Origin of the sequence: Mesorhizobium sp. M0410 (assembly GCF_040321435.1) — a bacterium.
In the GTDB taxonomy this organism is placed as follows: Bacteria; Pseudomonadota; Alphaproteobacteria; order Rhizobiales; family Rhizobiaceae; genus Mesorhizobium.
In genome coordinates, this window is record NZ_JAMYRN010000012.1 from 45,639 (window position 1) to 64,074 (window position 18,436).

Consider the following 18,436-nt stretch of genomic DNA (forward strand, 5'->3'; position numbering starts at 1 on the left):
ATTTTATATTTGACAAATCTAACGGGAAATAGAAATATATGCCTCATTATACACTTGACGTACTAAGGATCGAAAACATCATCTGAGTCGCGACAGGCCGGCGCTATCGAAGGATATGAGGGACGCGGCGTATGGGTGCCTGATGGCATGGACGCTCGCGACATCATGGAAGGTGCGAAAGTGTTGGAGCGCGAACAGGTGTTGAGCCCTACCTTTCGCGCGCCATGGTCACGAATATTCTCAACGCGATTCACGCGGCCACACCCGCAAATTGAACGCATCTATCGCCCTGCTCAAATCCAGCAGGCGATTTGTGATAGTGCTGAGTTCGAACGATGAATACCCGAATCCGGGCAAGCCCAAACTGTCATGTTTTCGGACGTGATAGTAAGGCGGGACGACCAGAAGCTGAGGCACATTTGGAGCGGCCGCTTTCATTTTGTCCTGCCAGAATAGGAATGTCTGGACGTCCATGACCATCCCGTGCGCCACTTCGTTACGGCGGTCTGCAAAGCCCTTGCAGGCTGTTATCAATCCGTCCAACGCGCCCTCATGGTCTTGATGCGGGTCTCTGCGAAAATACGAGACGGCAACGTTAGCGAGATTGCCAATTCGGTCTCGGAATATGTTCCCGGAGCCGCCGTACTCTTGCATCTTTGCCCATTCAGGATCACCGCAAAGCAGGCTATACATTCGGGCTAGTTCGAACTCGACATGCTCCCAAGCGTCTAGAGAGCGACCGATCCATTGGTAAATTTCGTCTTCATTTTGGTCGCCATAGAGCGGAAAAGGGAACGGGTCCCAAGGATTGATCATGTCAGAAACCCCCAAAGACAAAGACCAGGAAAAGTGCGACGAGGTTTTGCGTCGCCTGTTGAAGACGCCGCCAACGCCGCACGAAAAGTCTGAGAAGAAACAGTCGTCAGCAACAAAGGCGGCGAAGGCAGCCTCGTCTAAGTCAACCAAGCAGAACTGATTCGCAACCGCCGCTCCATCGTGCTTCTATGTTACACATACATAGGGGGATGACATGCGCATATGGTTGGCGGGCGTATTTGCGTGTGGGATTTTGTGCCCGTCGCTGGCGGCGGAGACAAATTTCAACGCGCTGTACATCCCGCCCAAAGACGGCACAGCGCCGAAAATTCTCGACTACGACACTGGCATGATGAGTTCTGTCCTGGGGACGTTTGAAGTGCGGCCCGCCGACTGCCCTCATGAAGCCTATTGGGTACTTTTGAAAGACAAGAGCCTCATCAACTGTGGCGACGGAAGCGCGTACCGCTTGGTGAAGCCTCCCGTGGCTTATGCCGGCTTTGAAGATGCGTTTAAGCTTGAAAAGATAACTGGCGATGGAACCGACGATGGTGGTCCCTCAGCGCCAAAGGAGCCCACCAAGTGACCGATACCGCAACTGTTACGAAGCAGGAATACCAGAAGAACCGCGACCGCCTCTTAGACGACCAGAGGGGGGTCACGGCTCGAATTAGCGATGCCTGCCGCTTGGTGGGATTCGGATTGCTTGCGGTCTTTTATGCTATCAAGACGGGAGACGGAGCTTTTGCTACGAGCGTTAAGGCAGACCATCGTTGTCTTCTGATGGCTATGGGGGCGATTGGCCTGCTATCCATCATAATGGATTACCTCCAGTATATGTTCGGATGGGTGTCCATCAAGGACGCTAAAAAGTCGAATGATCAGCTGTATGACGATGACAAATTCGCGCACAAGGCGCGCGCGTTTTTGTTCGAAGCCAAACAATACGTTGTCCTCGCTGGATCTATGGTTTTGGTTTGGTTGGTTTTGGTTTCTTAGCTGCTCTTTTTCGGAGCATCTGGAGGTTTCGCGCCTTCTGTTTAGGCGTGACCGGCTTCACCAATCCGCCGATAGGTAAGGCGCTTGTCGCGGGCTATGCGAAGCAAGTCTGAGGCGCGTTCTGCATCCGAGACTAGAAGGCGCCGGTGGGCTGGCTGGAGGTCTGAGTGGGAATTGAACCCACTACGTCGGTTTTGCAGACCGATGCGTCACCGTCCCGCCCTCAGACCTCGGTGCCTCTATGCCCAATCCATCAGCGCAGTCAACCCGTCGATGCCAGGATACCCAGCCGTCGCCGAAGCACGCTTGTCACCAGCCGTCCGCCACCCCGCATATCCTCCAAAATCGGGCAGTCGGGCCTATCGTCGCCGTGACATGCGTAGATATTCGACTTTTAACTAACCGGCATCATCCCCTCCAGAGCAATGATCCTGGTCTTTGCGCAGCGTTCGCGGATGGCTTTGAGCCGGCCGTATTCTGGAGAATCGTACCACGCCATGAGGGAGGCCATGTCCGGGAACTCGACAATGACGAGGCGATGAGGCTCCCAGTCGCCCTCCAGCACTCTGGTGGCTCCGCCACGAGCGATGTATCTTCCTCCGTAGCGCGCTTCGGTTGCCGGCACTTCCCGGCGGTATTCCTCGAACACGGCGGCGTCGGTTATGGCAACATCGGCAATAAGATATGCTGTCATTGATCTTACTCCCTCAAGGAGGGGATTGAAGCACGTCCATTAGCATTCCTGCAACTAAGCCGGCCGAACTACCCGGCAGTGAGGGATGGCCGGCCGTATATTTTTGCCACACCGCCTCGGAAACGACTCGCCTTCGCCCGGATTGGGGCGCTTAACTGTCTTCGTAGGGGAAGCTCTGGGAGGAGACGAACCATGCCGATGTATCTCACGCGATTCAGCTACAGGCCCGAAACCTGGGCGCGCTTGATGGATAATCCCGAGGACAGACGCGAGGCTGCCCGTTCCTATATCGAGTCGGTCGGCGGAAAGCTGCACGGGTTCTGGTATGCCTTCGGCGAGTACGACGGCTGGAACCTGTGGGAGGCGCCGGACAACGTGTCGATGGCATCCGTCATGCTCGCCATCGGTGCGGGAGGAGCGCTCAGCTCGTACCAGACCACCGTGCTGTTAAGTGTCGAAGAGACAATGGACGCCCTTGGGAGGGCGAAGTCGATCCGGTATCGCCCGCCGGGCTCATAAGGACGCCTTGCGGCTTTGCAGATTTTCGAGGCATAGCCGCCAGCCGCGCCCTGCTGCATCGTGAACTCGTCGACGTGGTCCTATGCGGTCGCAGAAGCACGCTTCTCGCCTGCCGGCGCCGCCCGCGCAATATCCTTGGCTGGCGCGGCGGCGGTCCTGGTAGAGTGCCATCAACTGGCGGCAATCGTCGATAGAAAAAACCGGCGCAGAAACGTCAGCCGATGGACGTCGTCGCTGGAATAGTAGCGGTAGCCATTGCCGGCGCGCGCAGGCGAGATCAGGCCGATCTCCTCGTTGCAACGGATGATCTTGGCCGCAGGCCAGAGCGCCGGGCAGCGTCACCGACATTCATGGGTGATTTCCTCGTCTGCGGGTCCTTGTTCCTGGCCCATTGATTTTGCAGCATAATCCTGCGGGGGCTGTTGCCGAAATGCCATAGTCGCAGGTTTACCGGCATGCAAGCCCAAGGATATAGGCTTCGCCCGCTTGGCAAGCAAAGCAAATGCCAGCATGAATGAAGATGAAAAAGCGGCCGACTCGAGCCGCTGTTGTTTAGGCGGGGCATCGGACCTTTTCATGCGCATAAAGTCACTTGCAATCGTCGCGGCCCTGGCGCTGTCGACGGCTGTCGCCGGTTGCAGCACCATCGGCTCGCAGGTCTTCACCAACAATTATGGCGCGGTGACCGATGCCGGCTATCACCTGCCGCGCGTTCCGATCGAAAAGGTGCCATTCAAATATCGCCGGCAGATCGTCGACTACGACACCAGGGAAAAGCCGGGCACCATTATCGTCGATACGCAGAACAAGTTCCTCTACTTCGTCATGGGTGACGGCGAAGCGATGCGCTACGGCATCGGCGTCGGCCGTGAGGGTTTCGAATGGCACGGCACCGCCCATATCGCGCTGAAGCGCGAATGGCCGACCTGGACACCGCCTTCGCAGATGATCAAGCGCCAGCCGGAGTTGGCCAAGTTTGCCGGTGGCATGGAGCCGGGGTTGAAGAACCCGCTCGGCGCGCGCGCCATGTACCTGTTCAACAAGGGCGGCGACATGGGTTATCGCCTGCATGGCAGCCCGGAATGGAATTCGATCGGCAAGGCGATGTCGTCGGGCTGCATCCGGCTGATGAACCAGGACATTATCGACCTCTACGACCGCACCTCGGTCGGCGCCAAGGTCATTGTGATATAAAACCCTTATACGCGGACCGTCTAGGCAACAACACAGACGTCGCGAACAGAAAACCGGGCACTTTGGCCCGGTTTTTTGTTGTCTATCGATGTTGACGATGGAACGTCGCGTCAGGAGACCTGTTCGACGTGCTGCACTTCCGGCACAAAGTGCCGGAGCAGGTTCTGGATGCCGTGCTTCAGCGTCGCCGTCGACGACGGGCAGCCGGCGCAGGCGCCCTTCATGTGCAGGAACACGGTGCCGTTCTCGAAGCCGCGGAAGGTGATGTCGCCGCCGTCCTGGGCCACCGCCGGGCGCACCCGCGTGTCGAGCAGCTCCTTGATAGTGACGACCAGCTCCTCGTCGGCCTTGTCGTAGAATTCGCCGGTCTGGCTGGTCTCGGCGGCGGGGCCGGCCTTGGCCATCACCGGGGCGCCGGACATGAAATGCTCCATGATGGCGCCGAGGATAGCCGGCTTCAGATGCTGCCAGTCGGGGCCGTCCTTGGTCACGGTGATGAAATCATAGCCGAAGAAGACGCCGGTGACGCCGGGGATTTCGAACAGCCGGCCGGCGAGCGGCGAAGCCGTCGCGGCGCTATCGGCATCGCGGAAATCGGCGGTGCCTTCTTGCAGCACTTCCTTGCCGGGCAGGAATTTCAGCGTCGCCGGGTTTGGCGTCGACTCGGTCTGGATGAACATGGCCGTCTCCGTGCCCGTTTGGGGCAGCTAGTTTGGAATAATTCTAATTAGGCTTTATCCGCCCGACATTCAAGCGAAAGGCATCGTCGGCGGTAGCGGCAGGCGGAATGTTTTACCCCTGCCTTGCGCGAGGCGCGCTCAGGCGAGGCTGTCGATCTCCTCGTCCGTCAGATTCTGCGGCACCACCGTGACGGGAATCGGAAAGGCGGCGCCCTTGCCGGCGACCGCGCCGACCAGCGGCCCAGGCCCTTCCTTGCCGGCGCCTGCCGCCAGCACCAGGATGGCGATGTCCTGGTCTTCCTCGATCAGCTTGTGGATCTCTTCGGTCGGCTTGCCTTCGCGCACCACCAGTTCCGGCTCGATGCCGAGCTTCTGGCGCACCTTGTTGGCGTAGCTGTCCAGTGCGGCACGCGCCGTGGCGTTCGCCTCCTCGCGCATGATCTTCTCGACGCCCAGCCAGTGCTGGAAATCATCCGGCTCGATGACATAGAGCAGCACCAGCACGCCGCCCGTGCTTTGCGCCCGCTTCGAGGCGTAGGCGACGGCGCGCTCGCATTCGGGCGTGTCGTCGATGATCGCCAGGAACTTGCGGCGATGACCGGCTTCGCGGCTGAGGCGTTTGGAGACCATATTCACCCTGTTCGATGGTTTCGGTCGCAATCTGCCACCGCCTCAGCCCGCCCGCAAGCGACCGGCGGCTGTGGCAATGCTGGTGCAGCTTAAAGCGCGTCGCGTTCGACCAGCGACGCGCTTCAGGTTCTTGTTTTATGCATGTCGTTAGCGCAAAACCGCTGCACACTTTTGCGCGACATGCATTAGCCCTGCAGCAGGCCGATAATGTCGCGCACGGTCTTCATCGTCGCTTCGGCCAATGTGCCGGCACGCTCGCCGCCATCCCGCAGCACCGCGTCGACATAGGCGCGGTCGCCGGAGATGCGGCGCATCTCTTCGGCGATCGGCGCCAGCTTTTCCACGGCGAGATCAGCCAGCGCCGGCTTGAACACCGAAAACTGCTGGCCGCCATATTCCTTCAGCACCGCCTCTTTCGAGATTTCGGCGAGGCCGGCATAGATGCCGACGAGGTTTTCCGCTTCCGGCCGGCCGGCAAGCCCGTCCAGTTCGCCGGGCAAAGGCTCCGGGTCGGTCTTGGCCTTGCGGATCTTCTTCGAGATGGCGCCGGCATCGTCGGTCAGGTTGATGCGCGACAGGTCCGACGGGTCCGACTTCGACATCTTTTTCGAACCGTCGCGCAGCGACATGATGCGCGCTGCCGGGCCGCCGATGACCGGCTCGGTCAGCGGGAAATAGCCGTTCACCGTCTCTTCGCCGACCTCCATCTCGACGCCGACGCCAAGCGCTGCGATGCGGTCCGAAAAGTCGTTGTTGAATTTCTGCGCGATGTCGCGGGTCAGCTCCAGATGCTGCTTCTGGTCGTCGCCGACCGGCACGTGGGTGGCGCGGTAGACGAGGATGTCGGCGGCCATCAGGGAGGGATAGGCGAGCAGGCCGAGCGAGGCGTTCTCGCGGTCCTTGCCGGCCTTGTCCTTGAACTGCGTCATGCGGTTCATCCAACCGATGCGCGCCACGCAGTTGAAGATCCAGGCAAGCTCGGCGTGCTGCATCACCCGCGACTGGTTGAAGACGATGTGCTTGGTCGGGTCGATGCCGGAGGCGAGAAACGCCGCGGTGATCGACCGCGTCTGGTCCTGCAGATCCTGATGGACGAGCTGTGCGGTCAGCGAATGCAGATCGACGACGCAGTAGATACAGTCGGAGGTGTCCTGCAGGGCGACGAATTTCTTGATGGCGCCGAGATAATTGCCGAGATGCAGATTGCCAGTTGGCTGGACGCCGGAAAAAACGAGTGGTTTGAAGGGGGGCTGATCGGTCATGGTGTTTCCCTGGCTTGTGGAGGGCCGTTTCGCGCGCGGCGAAAGTCTTGCGACGGCGCGCTTATGGACGAGAGCGAGGAGACGATCAAGAGGGGCGTTGGCCAGGGCGCGCAGGCTTTGACGTCGGCCGAACAGAAGGCTGTTTGAGGGATGGCGCCGACCAGAAACAAAAACCCGCCTCGGTGGGCGGGTCGTTGGAGCCAATTAGCACCATACCGAGATTAATAGCATAGCTGCCGGCACAAAGCAAGAACAAAATTGGCGCTGATGAATTTTCCCCCTCACGGATCCGGAGATTGCTCCTTGACCGGCTGGGAGCCCTTGCGCCCGATATTGCGGCGGATCATGCCGAAATCGGCGCCGCCGGTGGCGAAGGCGGTGACGAAGTAAAGCAGCGCCCCGCCGGCGACGAGCGCAAGCAGGGTTACCGCCTTGATCACCAGCGGCGAGCCGGAGGCGAGCCTTGCGGCGAACCAGTGTTCGGCAAAATAGAGCGCCGCCGCCATCACCGCCGCCGACAGCACCAGCCGCGGGATGCGTTTCATGAGCGGCACGTCGCGGCCCCAATGGCCGCGCCGGATCAGCACGGCGAGCAGCATCGCCGCATTGACCCAGCCGGCGACAGCGGAGGCAACGGCAATGCCGGGCGCGCCCATCGTCGGAAACAGCGTCAGTGCCGTCGCAATGTTAACCGCGACCGAGATGGCGGCGAAAATCATCGGCGTGCGCGTGTCCTCGCGGGCGAAATAGCCTGGGGTGAACGCCTTGATCAGCACGAAGGCCGGCAGGCCGAGCCCGAAGATCGCCAGGATTGCCGCGACCGTCGGCGTCGAATTGTTGGCGGCAAAGGCGCCGCGCTCATAGACCAGCCGCACGATCGGCTCGGACATGACCAGCAGCGCGGCCGCCGCCGGCAAGGTCATGAAAAGGGTAAACTCGACCGAGCGGTTCTGCAGATTGGCGGCCTCGACCAGATTGCCTGATTTCAGCGCCCGCGACAGTTCCGGCAACAGCACGATGGCGACGGCGACGCCGACGACGCCCAGCGGCAGCTGGTAGACGCGGTCGGCATAGGCCAGCGACGACACCGCGCTGTCCTGCGCCGACGCGATCGCCGTGCCGATCAACTGGTTGATCTGGGTGATGCCGCCGGTGATCGCCGCCGGCAGCGCCAGGATCAGCAGCCGCTTGACGTTCGGCGTCATCTTCGGCCGCCGGAAGCCGATCGAAATGCCGGCATGGCGCACCGCCACCCAGACGATCGCCAGCTGCACCAGGCCGGCCGCCAGCACGCCCCAGGCCAGGCCGAAACCAACGGTGCGGGCGTCCGAACCCTTGTACCAGGCATAGGCAAGCACGGCGATAAGGATGACGTTGAGGAACACCGGCGCCACCGCAGCGGCGAAATAGCGGCGCAGCGAATTCAGCATGCCGGCCATCATGGCGCCGAGCGACATGCAGATCAGGTAGGGGAACATGACGGTCGCCAGCGCCACCGTCGTCTCGAATTTTCCCGGCGTATCGGCAAAGCCCGGCGCCACCAGGTAGCGCACGATCAGCGGCATCGCCAGTTCCATGGCGATGGTCAGCGCCAGAAGCGCCGTGAACAAGACGCCGAACACCTCTTCGGAAAAGCGCTTGGCGCCGTCGGTGCCGTGTGTCTCGATCTCCTTGGCGAACAGCGGCACGAAGGCGGCATTGAAGGCGCCTTCGGCGAACAGCCGGCGAAAGGTGTTGGGAAATTGGAAGGCGGCGTTGAAGGCGTCGGCGATCGGCCCGGTGCCAAGTGCGGCAGCCATCAGCATCTCGCGGCCGAAACCGAGGGCGCGGCTCATCAGCGTGCCGGAAGCGACCGTGGCGAATTTCTTGACAAGGCTCATGCGCTTGAAGACTGCCTGTGCGATTGGGGCAAATGGAAGGTAACAGTCACTCGGCGGCCGTTTTGGTCTTGCCGCGCTCGGACGCCGTGCCCTCGAGCACCGCGATCAGCCTGTTGCGGATGGTCACCGTACGCGACGGGCTGTCGATCTTCTGGCCGGTGAGATCGGTGACGTAGAACGTGTCGATGACTTTTTCGCCGAAGGTGGTGATGTGGGCCGAGGCGATGTCGAGCGACAGGTCCGACAACATGCCGGTGATCTCCGACAGAAGGCCCGGCCTGTCCAGCCCCTCGACCTCGATCACCGAGAAACGGTTCGACAGCGTGTTGCGGATCTCGGCGCGCGGCGGGATGCGGAAAACCTTGGCGCCGCGCCGCGGCTTGGTGCGCTTCTCGATCATTTCGGGCAGCCAGCTCTTGCCCGACAGCACGTCCTCGATCAGCCGGCCGACGCGCTCGGCACGGCGGCGCTCGTCCTCGTCGCGGTCGAACTCCCTCGAGATCAGGATGGTGTCGAGCGCGCGGCCGTCCGAGGTGGTGAAGATCTGCGCGTCGACGATGTTGCCGCCGGCCGCGGCACAGGCGCCGGCAATCACCGAGAGCAGGCGCGGATGGTCCTGCGCCAGCACGGTGATCTCGGTCACCGCCTCGAACTGGTGGGTTTTCACCATGGTGGCGAGCTTCTTGCCGGCGTGATCGGCCTCGCGGATGAATTCGGCATGGCGGAGCTGGTCGGGAAGATCGACCGCCAGCAGATAGTTCTCGTAGTGCTGGCCGACATAACGCTTGCGGGCCTTTTCCGGCCAGTCGGCAAGCGCCTCGGCCAGTTGTTCGCGCGCCGCCGCCGTCCGTTTGGCGCGCGACACCTCCGAAAACCCGCCGGTCAACAAAAGCTCGGTCTCGTAATAGAGCGTACGCAGCAACTGGCCCTTCCAGCCGTTCCAGACCCCAGGCCCGACGCCGCGGATATCGCAGACGGTAAGCACAAGCAGCATCTTCAGCCGTTCGACCGACTGCACGATGGCGGCAAAATCCTCGATCGTCTTGCGGTCGTTGAGATCGCGGGTCTGCGCCGTCATCGACATGACGAGGTGGTTCTCGACCAGCCAGGCGACCGTTTCGGTGTCGGCCGGCGACAGCCCCATATGCGGGCAGATGCGCCGGGCGATCCTGGCGCCGGCTTGCGAATGGTCCTCCGGCCTGCCCTTGGCGATGTCGTGCAGCAGCACGGCGACATAGAGCGCCTCGCGGCTCTTCTTCAGCCCCGGCATCAGCGAGTGGGCGAGTGGATGGATCTTTTCCCCGTCGCCGCGCTCGATCTCGGCCAGCACCCCGATGCAGCGGATGAGGTGCTCGTCCACCGTATAGTGGTGGTACATCGAGAACTGCATCATGGCGACGATCTTGCCGAAATCCGGGATCAGCTTTGCCAGCAGTCCGGCCTCGTTCATGCGCCGCAGATTGAGCTCGGCGTTGCGGTCCGAGGTCAAGATATCGAGGAACAGCCGGTTGGCCTCCTCGTCGCGCCTGAGCGCCTTGCCGACGAGGCCGAGAGAGCGGGTCAAAAGCTTCAGCGCATCGGGGTGGAATTCCAGGCCGTGCTTGTCGGCGAACCAGAACAGCCTGAGGAGATTGACCGGATCGCGCTCGAACACCTCGTCGTCGGCAATGTTGATGCGGTGGTTGTCGACGATGAAATCGGCCGTGCCGGCGAGCTTGCGCTTGCGCCGCGAAAAGGTGAGAAAGATGCGGTTGAAGCCCGGCACATGCTTGGCCTGCTCCTCCTCTAGCGCGGCGCAGAAGATGCGGGTCAGGTCGCCGACATCCTTGGCGACGAGGAAGTAGTGCTTCATGAAGCGTTCGACCGCCGACAGGCCGGGATGGGTGGTGTAGCCGAGCCGCTTGGCAATGTCGCGCTGGATGTCGAAATGCAGCCGCTCCTCGGCCTTGCCGGTGAGGAAATGCATGTGGCAGCGCACCGCCCACAGGAAGTCCTCGGCCTTCTGGAATTCCCTGTATTCGGCGTCGGTGAAGACACCCTTTTCGACCAGTTCCTCGCCGGTGCGCACCCGGTAGAAATATTTGCCGATCCAGAACAGCGTCTGCAGGTCGCGCAGGCCGCCCTTGCCGTCCTTGACGTTGGGCTCGACCAGATAGCGGCTCTCGCCGGCCTTGGCGTGGCGCTCGTCGCGTTCGGCGAGCTTGGCCTGAACATATTCGGGCCCGGTAGTGCGCACCACTTCGTGGTCGAAGCGCTGCAAAAGCTCGTCATAGAGTTTTTGCTCGCCCCATAGGAAGCGCGCCTCCAGGATCGAGGTGCGGATGGTGACGTCGGTGCGCGACAGTCTGAGGCATTCGTCGATGTTGCGCGTGGCGTGGCCGACCTTCAGCCCCAGATCCCACAGCATGTAGAGCATGTATTCGACAATCTGCTCGCCCCATGGCGTCTGCTTGTAGGGCAGCAGGAACAGGAGATCGATGTCGGACCCGGGCGCCAGCGTGCCGCGGCCGTAGCCGCCGACGGCGACGACCGCCATGCGCTCGGCCGATGATGGGTTTTTGACGCGATAGACGTGGGTGGCGGCGAAATCGTAGAGCGCGCGGATGATCTCGTCCATCAGATGCGACAGCCGGGCGGCGCAGGCGGTGCCGCTGCCGTCGTCCATCAGCATGCGTTCGGCGACCGTGCGGCCGTCGGCGAGCCGGCTTTTGAGAAGCTTGAGGACGCCGCTGCGCGCGGCCTTGCCGGAGCCGTCGCCTGCCGTGGCCGCGGTCAGTTCGGTCATCTCGCGGCGCAAGGCTTCGCCGTCGATCAGTTCCTCGAGCTTCAGGGATATTCTTGCCATAAATGCCGTTCGGCCTCGCCGTTTCGGCGGCGTCTATAGCGCGTTTTCGCGGCGCTGGGTATGGGGCGGACAGACGCGTTCTCCGCAGCCGTGGAACTGGACGATCGTCTCGTGCCCGCGGCCGGTTCGGTTAGCGCCTGGCCACGAAAAATCGAAATCAGCCCTTGACCTTCCAGTTACTGGAAGCACTACCTCCGCCGCAACATCGAAATACAGGGGCTTTCGGCATGACGCATTCCGACCACCATCATCACGCCCATGGCAGCTGCTGCTCGGCAAAAGGCGCCCCCTCTGCCGCGGACGCCGTCGTCCGCGATCCGGTCTGCGGCATGAACGTCGATCCGGCTGCCGGCAAGCCGACCGCCGAGCATGACGGCCGTCGCTATCATTTCTGCAGCGAGAGCTGCCGCTCGAAATTCATCGCCGAGCCGGAAAAATACCTGACCGCAACCGATCCCGTCTGCGGCATGAGCGTCGACCGCGCCACGGCCAGGCACTTTTTGCGGCACGCGGGCCAGGGTTTCTATTTCTGCTCCGCCGCTTGCCAGGCGAAATTCGAGGCCGAGCCGGCAAAGTATCTCGGCGACAGGCCGGCGCCGCAGGCGATGCCCAAGGGGACGCAATACACTTGCCCGATGCATCCGGAAATCATCCGCGACAAGCCCGGCTCCTGCCCGATCTGCGGCATGGCGCTGGAACCGATGGGCGTGCCGACCGGCGACGAGGGGCCTAACCCGGAACTGGTCGACTTCACCAGGCGCTTTTGGGTGAGCGCGGTGCTGTCCGTGCCGTTGCTGGTCATCGCCATGGCGCCGATGCTCGGCCTGACGTTTCAGGCCTTCATCGACGACCGCGCGAAGGTCTGGCTGGAGCTGGCGCTGGCCAGCCCGGTGGTGCTGTGGGCGGCATTCCCGTTCTTCCACCGCGGCTGGGATTCGATCCTCAACCGCAGCCCCAATATGTGGACGCTGATTTCGCTCGGCGTCGGTGCCGCCTATCTCTACAGTGTCGTCGCCACGCTGTTTCCGGGCCTCTTTCCGCACCAGTTCCGCGGCCATGACGGCACCGTGCCGGTCTATTTCGAGGCGGCGGCGGTGATCGTTGCGCTGGTGTTCCTCGGCCAGGTGCTGGAATTGCGCGCCCGCGAGAAAACCGGCTCGGCGATCCGCGCGCTGCTCGACCTGGCGCCGAAGACGGCGCGGCAGATCGGCGCGGACGGTTCCGAAAACGACGTGCCGCTCGAAACCGTCAAGGCCGGCGACCGCTTGCGCATCCGCCCCGGTGACGCCGTGCCGGTCGACGGCATTGTGCTCGAAGGGCGCTCTTCCGTCGACGAATCGATGATCACAGGCGAGCCGCTGCCGGTCGAAAAGACCGAAGGCGACAATCTCACCGGCGGCACGCTCAACAAGAACGGCTCGCTGATCATGCGCGCCGACAAAGTCGGCGCCGAGACGACGCTGGCGCGGATCGTCGAGCTTGTCGCCAAGGCGCAGCGTTCGCGCGCACCGATCCAGGGGCTGGCCGACCGCGTGTCGTTCTACTTCGTCCCGGCTGTCGTTCTGGTCGCGATCATTGCGTTCGTCGCCTGGGCGGTCATCGGACCGCAACCCAGCCTGGTCTTTGCCGTCGTCGCGGCGGTCTCGGTGCTGATCATTGCCTGTCCGTGCGCACTGGGCCTCGCGACACCAATGTCGATCATGACCGCCACCGGGCGCGGCGCGCATGCCGGCGTGCTGATCAAGGAAGCGGCGGCGCTCGAACGTTTTGCCTCGGTCGACACGCTGATCGTCGACAAGACGGGAACGCTGACGGAAGGCCGGCCGCGACTGACCGACGTCGTCGCCGTCGAAGGCATGGCACAAGACGATCTGCTGGCGCTCGCCGCCGGGCTGGAAAAAGGCTCGGAGCATCCGCTGGCCGAGGCTATCGTCGACGGCGCCCACGAACGCTACGTGAAGGTCCCCGACGCGAGCGGCTTCGAGGCCGTCACCGGCAAGGGCGTTTCGGGCACGGTCTCGGGACAGAAGGTGGCGCTCGGCAACGCCGCGATGATGGCCGATCTCGGCATCGACACGGCATCGGTCCTGGCCAGTGCCGAGGCGCTGCAGGCCGATGGCAAGACCGCGATGTTCGTCGCTGTCGCAGGCAAGCTCGCCGGCCTCGTTGCCGTCGCCGATCCGATCAAGGCGACGACCGCCGAGGCGATCAAGGCGCTGCATGACAGCGGGCTGAAGATCGTCATGGCGACCGGCGACAATGAGCGCACCGCCAAGGCCATCGCCGCCAAGCTCGGCATCGACGCGGTGCGTGCCGGGCTTTTGCCCGAACAGAAGAACGCGCTGGTCGAGGAATTGCGTGCCGGCGGTGCGGGCGTCGCCATGGCCGGCGATGGCGTCAACGATGCGCCCGCACTTGCCGCCGCCGATGTCGGCATCGCGATGGGCACAGGCGCCGATGTTGCGGTCGAAAGCGCGGGAATAACGCTGGTCAAGGGCGATCTCAACGGCATCGTCAGGGCCAGAACGCTGGCCCGCGCGACGATCCGCAACATCCGCCAGAACCTGTTTTTCGCTTTCCTCTACAATGTGCTTGGCGTGCCGGTCGCTGCCGGCGTGCTCTATCCGCTCACCGGCACGCTGTTGTCGCCGATGCTCGCGGCGGCGGCGATGAGCCTGTCTTCGGTTTCGGTCATTGCCAACGCATTGCGGCTCAGGACGTTGAAACTCTGAGTAAAACTTCCAGATAGACCCTGTTCAAAAAGGAGACGATGAATGACCTTGGCCAAGAAGATCGTGCTGCTGATGATGGCGGCGGGAATGCTGCTTGCTGTTTTCCTCGAAAGCGTTCCGGCACAAGCCGAGGAGATGAAGCACGACATGGGCGCAATGGGCGCGCAGAGCCCCTCGACCGAGGGCTACAAGGCGGCGATGGACAAGATGCATACCGACATGATGGCAATCGAATATTCCGGCAATGCCGATGTCGATTTCGCCCGCGGCATGATCCCGCATCACCAGGCGGCCATCGATATGGCCAAGATCGAGCTCGCCAATGGCAAGGATCCGGAAATCCGCAAGCTGGCGGAAGCAGTGATCGCCGCGCAGCAAGCCGAGATCAAGCAGATGCAAGACTGGCTCGCCGCCCATCCGGTGAAGTAGGCGTCACGCTGTCGGGGAATCCTGGCGAGAGGCTTCACCTGGATTTCTGCTTCACCTGGATTTCCCTTGGCGGCTATGGTGCTATCCGGGCCTCGGACTGGAGCATGCCATGGCATCGACGATAAGAACGACCACCCTGCCCTGCGGCGAAGCCGTGCCGGTGCTCGGCCAGGGCACCTGGAAGATGGGCGAGGACGGCCGCCGCCGCGCCGACGAGGCCAATGCCCTGAAGCTAGGGCTGGATCTCGGCATGACGCTGATCGACACCGCCGAAATGTATGCCAGCGGCGGTGCCGAGCAGGTGGTGGCCGAGGCCATCGCCGGGCACCGCGACGAGGTTTTCCTGGTCTCCAAAGTGCTGCCGTCCAATGCCTCGCGCGCCGGCGTGAAACGGGCCTGCGAGAACAGCCTGAGGCATCTCGCCACCGACCGCATCGATCTCTATCTCTTGCATTGGCCGGGCAGCGTTCCTTTGATGGAGACGGTAGAGGCGTTCGAAGCGTTGAAGGCGGCCGGCAAGATCCGCCATTGGGGCGTCAGCAATTTCGATACCGATGAGATGGAAGAGCTGGTTCGGTTGCCGGCCGGCGGCAACGTCCAGACCAATCAGGTGCTCTACAATCTGTCGCAGCGCGGCGTCGAGTTCGACCTTGCCCCGTGGAGCCGGCAACGCGGCATGCCGCTGATGGCCTATTCGCCGGTCGATCAGGGGGTATTGGCGCGGAACGCCAGGTTAGATGCCATCGCCGCCCGCCACGGTGCGACGCCGGCGCAGATCGCACTTGCATGGGTGATGGCGCAGCAGGGCGTGATCGCCATTCCGAAGGCCAGTCGCCCGGAGCATATCCGGCAGAATGCCGCGGCGTTGGACATCGAGCTCACGAGCGAAGATTTCGCCGAAATTGACCGCGCCTTCCCACCGCCGAGGCGGAAGTCGGGCTTGGCGATGATTTGAGGGTGAAGCTGCCAATCTCCCCCCTGGTGGGTCCCTCGAGGGGGAGATTGGCGGTTTCGCCGACGCCGCTCCGATTGCAGAAGCCCTACTTCGCCAGCATCCCCTTCAATCTGTACAGCGCCTCCAGCGCCTCCCTTGGCGTCATCTCGTCGGGATTGATCTCCGCTAGCGCCAAACCCAGCCCATCACTCTTCGCCGGCTTCGACGCTTCCCGCTGCGCCGCCACAGAAAACAGCGGCAGGTCGTCGACCAGACGGTTGGCCTTGCCCGAGACCTCGCCGGCTTCGAGCTGGTGCAGCACTTCTTTGGCCCGGCCGACGACGGCTTCCGGCAGGCCGGCCAGCCGCGCCACCTGGACGCCGTAGGAACGGTCGGCCGCACCCTTGCCGACCTCGTGCAGGAAGACCACGTCGCCTTCCCATTCCTTGACCCGCATGGTGACGTTGTGGAGCCGTGTAAGTTTCCCGGCCAGCGCCGTCATTTCGTGGAAATGCGTGGCGAAGATCGCCCGGCAGCGGTTCTTCTCGTGCAGATATTCGACCGCCGCCCAGGCAATCGACAGGCCGTCGAAAGTGGCGGTGCCGCGGCCGATCTCGTCGAGGATGACCAGTGCGCGCTCGCCTGCCTGGTTGAGGATCGCCGCCGTCTCGACCATCTCGACCATGAAAGTCGAGCGGCCGCGCGCCAGGTCGTCGGAGGCGCCGACCCGCGAAAACAACCGATCGACGACGCCGATATGGGCTGATGCCGCGGGCACGAAGGAACCGGTCTGGGCAAGGATGGCGATCAGCGCGTTTTGCCTGAGGAAGGTCGACTTGCCGCCCATATTGGGGCCGGTCAGCAGCCAGATCGCGCCGGTCTTGGCATCGCCTTGCGGCGACAGATCGCAATCATTGGCGACGAACGGGCCTTCGCCGGAACGCCGCAGCGCCTGTTCGACCACCGGGTGGCGTCCGCCCGAAATCTCGAAGGCAAGGCTCGCATCGACCAACGGCCGGCACCAGGCCTCGCTCTCGGAAAGCAAGGCAAGTGCGGCCGAAACGTCGAGCACGGCGAGCGCTTCGGCGCCGGCACGGATCCTGTCGGCGTGGCCGACCACTTGCGCCGTCAGCGCCTCGAAAGCGGCAAGCTCGATCGCCAGCGCCCGGTCGGCCGCATTGGCGATCTTGGTTTCCAGCTCGGCGAGTTCGGTGGTGGTGAAGCGCATGGCGTTGGCCATGGTCTGGCGATGGATGAAGCGCGCCCTGGCGCCGTCGCTGCCGGTCATCAGCGCATGATGATTGGCGATGACTTCGATATAATAGCCCAGCACATTGTTGTGCCTGATCTTCAGCGAGCGGATGCCGGTCTCGTCGATCAGCGAGCGCTCCAGCCCGGCGATCACTTTTCGCGACTCGTCGCGCAACGCCCGCATCTCGTCGAGTTCGGCGTGGTAGCCGCCGCGGACGAAGCCGCCGTCGCGCTTGAGCAACGGCAGCTCGTCGCTCAGCGCCTGCGCCAGATGCGCCGCCAGTTCATTGGGCAGCGTCTTGATAGCTCCCAACGCCGCGGCCAGTTCGCCCGGCAAGGCGATCTGGCCGAACAGTTCGGCGATGGCGCCGGCCGCTTCGAAACCGGCGCGCAGCGCGCCGAGGTCGCGCGGGCCGCCGCGGTTGAGCGCCAGCCTGGACAGCGCGCGCGGCATGTCGGCAACGCTCTTCAGGCTTGCCCGCACCGCCTGGCAAAGGCGCGTCTCGGAGCGGAAGAACGACACCGAGTCCAGCCTTGCAGCGATTGCCGCCGGATCGGTCAGCGGCGCCATCAGCCGGTCGGCGAGCAGCCTTGCACCGCCGCCGGTCACCGTGCGGTCGATCGCCTTGAACAGCGATCCGTCGCGGCTGCCGGACAGCGTGCGCAGCAGTTCCAGGTTGGCGCGCGTCGCCGGGTCGATGAACAGCGTCGAGCCCTGCTCCTCGCGCTCCGGCCGCGACAGCGGCGGCCGCTCGGCTTTCTGCGTCTTTTCGACATAGGCGATGACGCCTGAGATCGCCGACAGCTCGGCGCGCGAAAACGAGCCGAAACTGTCAGGGGTCGCCACCTCGAAGAAGCGCGCGATGCGGCCGGCGGCCGAAGCCGAATCGAACAGCGACGGCGGCTGCGGGCTGGCGACACGGCCGAGCACGTCGAAGACCGGTTTCAGCTCCGGGTCGTAAAACACCGGCTCGGCGACGATCAGCTCGCGCGGGTCGACGCGGAAGACATCGGCGAGCAGCCGGTCGGCGGTGGTCTCGGCGACGCGGAAGACACCGGTCGAGATCTCGATCCAGGCCAAGGCAAAGGAATGCTCGGCCCCGCCCTTGACCCGTCCCAGCGCCATCAGAAAACTCGATTCCGACGGCGCCAGCAATTTGTCTTCGGTGATGGTGCCGGGCGTTACCAGCCGCACCACGTCGCGGCGCACCACCGATTTGCCGCCGCGCTTCCTGGCCTCCGTCGGATCCTCGATCTGCTCGCAGACGGCGACGCGGAACCCCTGGCCGATCAGCTTCTGCAGATAATCGTCGGCGGCATGCACCGGCACGCCGCACATCGGGATGTCGAGCCCCTGGTGCTTGCCGCGCTTAGTCAGCACGATGCCGAGCGCCCGGCTTGCTTTCTCGGCGTCGTCGAAGAACAGCTCGTAGAAATCGCCCATGCGGTAGAACAGCAGCGAATCCGGGTTCGCCGCCTTGATCTCGATATACTGCTCCATCATCGGCGTCGCCGGCGCGAAGGCCGGCGTGGCATTGTCGCTTCGAATGGGCGTCTCGTCGTTCAAGAAG

Annotated in this window: 15 protein-coding genes, 1 tRNA gene and 2 pseudogenes; 7 read left to right on the plus strand and 11 right to left on the minus strand. The window is 63.1% G+C overall.

What is annotated here, in order from left to right; all coding sequences use genetic code 11:
* Positions 1–240: 240 nt before the first annotated feature.
* Positions 241–966, minus strand: a complete 726-nt coding sequence (locus NKI63_RS18945; protein ID WP_352822825.1) for a hypothetical protein — start codon at positions 964–966, stop codon at positions 241–243.
* Between the two features lie 64 nt (positions 967–1,030).
* On the opposite strand from NKI63_RS18945, the gene NKI63_RS18950 reads away from it, so the two are divergent.
* Positions 1,031–1,402: a hypothetical protein gene (locus NKI63_RS18950; protein WP_352822828.1), complete on the plus strand. Its 372-nt coding sequence runs from the start codon at positions 1,031–1,033 to the stop codon at positions 1,400–1,402.
* A complete protein-coding gene (locus NKI63_RS18955; RefSeq protein WP_352822830.1) occupies positions 1,399–1,815 on the plus strand; it encodes a hypothetical protein in 417 nt (138 codons plus the stop codon). The genes NKI63_RS18950 and NKI63_RS18955 overlap by 4 nt, the downstream gene beginning before the upstream one ends.
* A gap of 41 nt (positions 1,816–1,856) precedes the next feature.
* On the opposite strand, the pseudogene NKI63_RS18960 reads toward NKI63_RS18955, so the two are convergent.
* The 3 genes and pseudogenes from NKI63_RS18960 to NKI63_RS18970 all read right to left on the minus strand — a co-directional run.
* Positions 1,857–1,955: pseudogene (locus NKI63_RS18960) on the minus strand (IS1595 family transposase); the annotation flags it as partial.
* A gap of 16 nt (positions 1,956–1,971) precedes the next feature.
* A tRNA-Cys gene (locus NKI63_RS18965) sits at positions 1,972–2,045 on the minus strand.
* A gap of 164 nt (positions 2,046–2,209) precedes the next feature.
* A complete protein-coding gene (locus NKI63_RS18970) occupies positions 2,210–2,509 on the minus strand; it encodes a DUF1330 domain-containing protein (RefSeq protein ID WP_352822833.1) in 300 nt (99 codons plus the stop codon).
* A 192-nt stretch (positions 2,510–2,701) separates the two neighbouring features.
* Between NKI63_RS18970 and NKI63_RS18975 the strand changes: the two genes are divergently transcribed.
* Complete coding sequence (locus NKI63_RS18975) at positions 2,702–3,028, plus strand: GYD domain-containing protein (RefSeq protein WP_352822836.1); 327 nt, start codon at positions 2,702–2,704, stop codon at positions 3,026–3,028.
* A 138-nt stretch (positions 3,029–3,166) separates the two neighbouring features.
* Here NKI63_RS18975 and NKI63_RS18980 read toward each other — a convergent pair.
* Positions 3,167–3,380 (minus strand): annotated as a pseudogene (locus NKI63_RS18980) (MerR family transcriptional regulator); the annotation flags it as partial.
* A gap of 224 nt (positions 3,381–3,604) precedes the next feature.
* On the opposite strand from NKI63_RS18980, the gene NKI63_RS18985 reads away from it, so the two are divergent.
* Positions 3,605–4,222 (plus strand): L,D-transpeptidase, encoded by a 618-nt coding sequence (locus NKI63_RS18985; protein WP_352822838.1) that lies wholly within the window; start codon positions 3,605–3,607, stop codon positions 4,220–4,222.
* 110 nt (positions 4,223–4,332) lie between these two features.
* Here the strand turns inward: NKI63_RS18985 and NKI63_RS18990 are convergent, their stop codons facing one another.
* The 5 genes from NKI63_RS18990 to NKI63_RS19010 form a co-directional block, all read right to left on the minus strand.
* Positions 4,333–4,902 carry a NifU family protein gene (locus tag NKI63_RS18990; protein WP_023676386.1) on the minus strand — a complete coding sequence of 190 codons (570 nt, stop codon included), beginning with the start codon at positions 4,900–4,902 and terminating at the stop codon, positions 4,333–4,335.
* 138 nt (positions 4,903–5,040) lie between these two features.
* A complete protein-coding gene (locus NKI63_RS18995; protein WP_352822841.1) occupies positions 5,041–5,532 on the minus strand; it encodes a universal stress protein in 492 nt (163 codons plus the stop codon).
* A 185-nt stretch (positions 5,533–5,717) separates the two neighbouring features.
* On the minus strand, positions 5,718–6,794 hold the full coding sequence (gene trpS, locus NKI63_RS19000; RefSeq protein ID WP_352822844.1) for a tryptophan--tRNA ligase: 1,077 nt from the start codon (positions 6,792–6,794) through the stop codon (positions 5,718–5,720).
* Between the two features lie 281 nt (positions 6,795–7,075).
* Positions 7,076–8,674, minus strand: coding sequence for a murein biosynthesis integral membrane protein MurJ (gene murJ, locus NKI63_RS19005; RefSeq protein WP_352822846.1), 1,599 nt, complete (start codon positions 8,672–8,674; stop codon positions 7,076–7,078).
* A gap of 46 nt (positions 8,675–8,720) precedes the next feature.
* On the minus strand, positions 8,721–11,519 hold the full coding sequence (locus NKI63_RS19010; protein WP_352822848.1) for a [protein-PII] uridylyltransferase: 2,799 nt from the start codon (positions 11,517–11,519) through the stop codon (positions 8,721–8,723).
* A gap of 227 nt (positions 11,520–11,746) precedes the next feature.
* Between NKI63_RS19010 and NKI63_RS19015 the strand changes: the two genes are divergently transcribed.
* The 3 genes from NKI63_RS19015 (at position 11,747) to NKI63_RS19025 (ending at position 15,635) form a co-directional block, all read left to right on the plus strand.
* Positions 11,747–14,251 carry a heavy metal translocating P-type ATPase gene (locus NKI63_RS19015; RefSeq protein ID WP_352822850.1) on the plus strand — a complete coding sequence of 835 codons (2,505 nt, stop codon included), beginning with the start codon at positions 11,747–11,749 and terminating at the stop codon, positions 14,249–14,251.
* Positions 14,252–14,293: 42 nt separating this feature from the next.
* The gene (copM, locus tag NKI63_RS19020) at positions 14,294–14,680 is read left to right on the plus strand and encodes a CopM family metallochaperone (RefSeq protein ID WP_352455040.1); all 387 of its coding nucleotides are present in this window, start codon (positions 14,294–14,296) and stop codon (positions 14,678–14,680) included.
* A 109-nt stretch (positions 14,681–14,789) separates the two neighbouring features.
* Positions 14,790–15,635: an aldo/keto reductase gene (locus NKI63_RS19025; protein WP_352506929.1), complete on the plus strand. Its 846-nt coding sequence runs from the start codon at positions 14,790–14,792 to the stop codon at positions 15,633–15,635.
* An 85-nt stretch (positions 15,636–15,720) separates the two neighbouring features.
* Here the strand turns inward: NKI63_RS19025 and mutS are convergent, their stop codons facing one another.
* Entirely contained in the window at positions 15,721–18,369 is a 2,649-nt protein-coding gene (mutS, locus tag NKI63_RS19030) for a DNA mismatch repair protein MutS (RefSeq protein ID WP_352506998.1), read from the minus strand.
* Positions 18,370–18,436 lie beyond the last annotated feature (67 nt).

Coding starts and splice junctions, on each gene's coding strand:
- trpS (WP_352822844.1), bottom strand. CDS start 6,794: ATGACCGATCAGCCCCCCTTCAAACCACTCGTTTTTTCCGGCGTCCAG.
- murJ (WP_352822846.1), bottom strand. CDS start 8,674: ATGAGCCTTGTCAAGAAATTCGCCACGGTCGCTTCCGGCACGCTGATG.
- mutS (WP_352506998.1), bottom strand. CDS start 18,369: ATGATGGAGCAGTATATCGAGATCAAGGCGGCGAACCCGGATTCGCTG.
- NKI63_RS18995 (WP_352822841.1), bottom strand. CDS start 5,532: ATGGTCTCCAAACGCCTCAGCCGCGAAGCCGGTCATCGCCGCAAGTTC.
- NKI63_RS19015 (WP_352822850.1), top strand. CDS start 11,747: ATGACGCATTCCGACCACCATCATCACGCCCATGGCAGCTGCTGCTCG.
- copM (WP_352455040.1), top strand. CDS start 14,294: ATGACCTTGGCCAAGAAGATCGTGCTGCTGATGATGGCGGCGGGAATG.
- NKI63_RS18990 (WP_023676386.1), bottom strand. CDS start 4,902: ATGTTCATCCAGACCGAGTCGACGCCAAACCCGGCGACGCTGAAATTC.
- NKI63_RS19025 (WP_352506929.1), top strand. CDS start 14,790: ATGGCATCGACGATAAGAACGACCACCCTGCCCTGCGGCGAAGCCGTG.
- NKI63_RS18970 (WP_352822833.1), bottom strand. CDS start 2,509: ATGACAGCATATCTTATTGCCGATGTTGCCATAACCGACGCCGCCGTG.
- NKI63_RS19010 (WP_352822848.1), bottom strand. CDS start 11,519: ATGGCAAGAATATCCCTGAAGCTCGAGGAACTGATCGACGGCGAAGCC.
- NKI63_RS18950 (WP_352822828.1), top strand. CDS start 1,031: ATGCGCATATGGTTGGCGGGCGTATTTGCGTGTGGGATTTTGTGCCCG.
- NKI63_RS18975 (WP_352822836.1), top strand. CDS start 2,702: ATGCCGATGTATCTCACGCGATTCAGCTACAGGCCCGAAACCTGGGCG.
- NKI63_RS18985 (WP_352822838.1), top strand. CDS start 3,605: ATGCGCATAAAGTCACTTGCAATCGTCGCGGCCCTGGCGCTGTCGACG.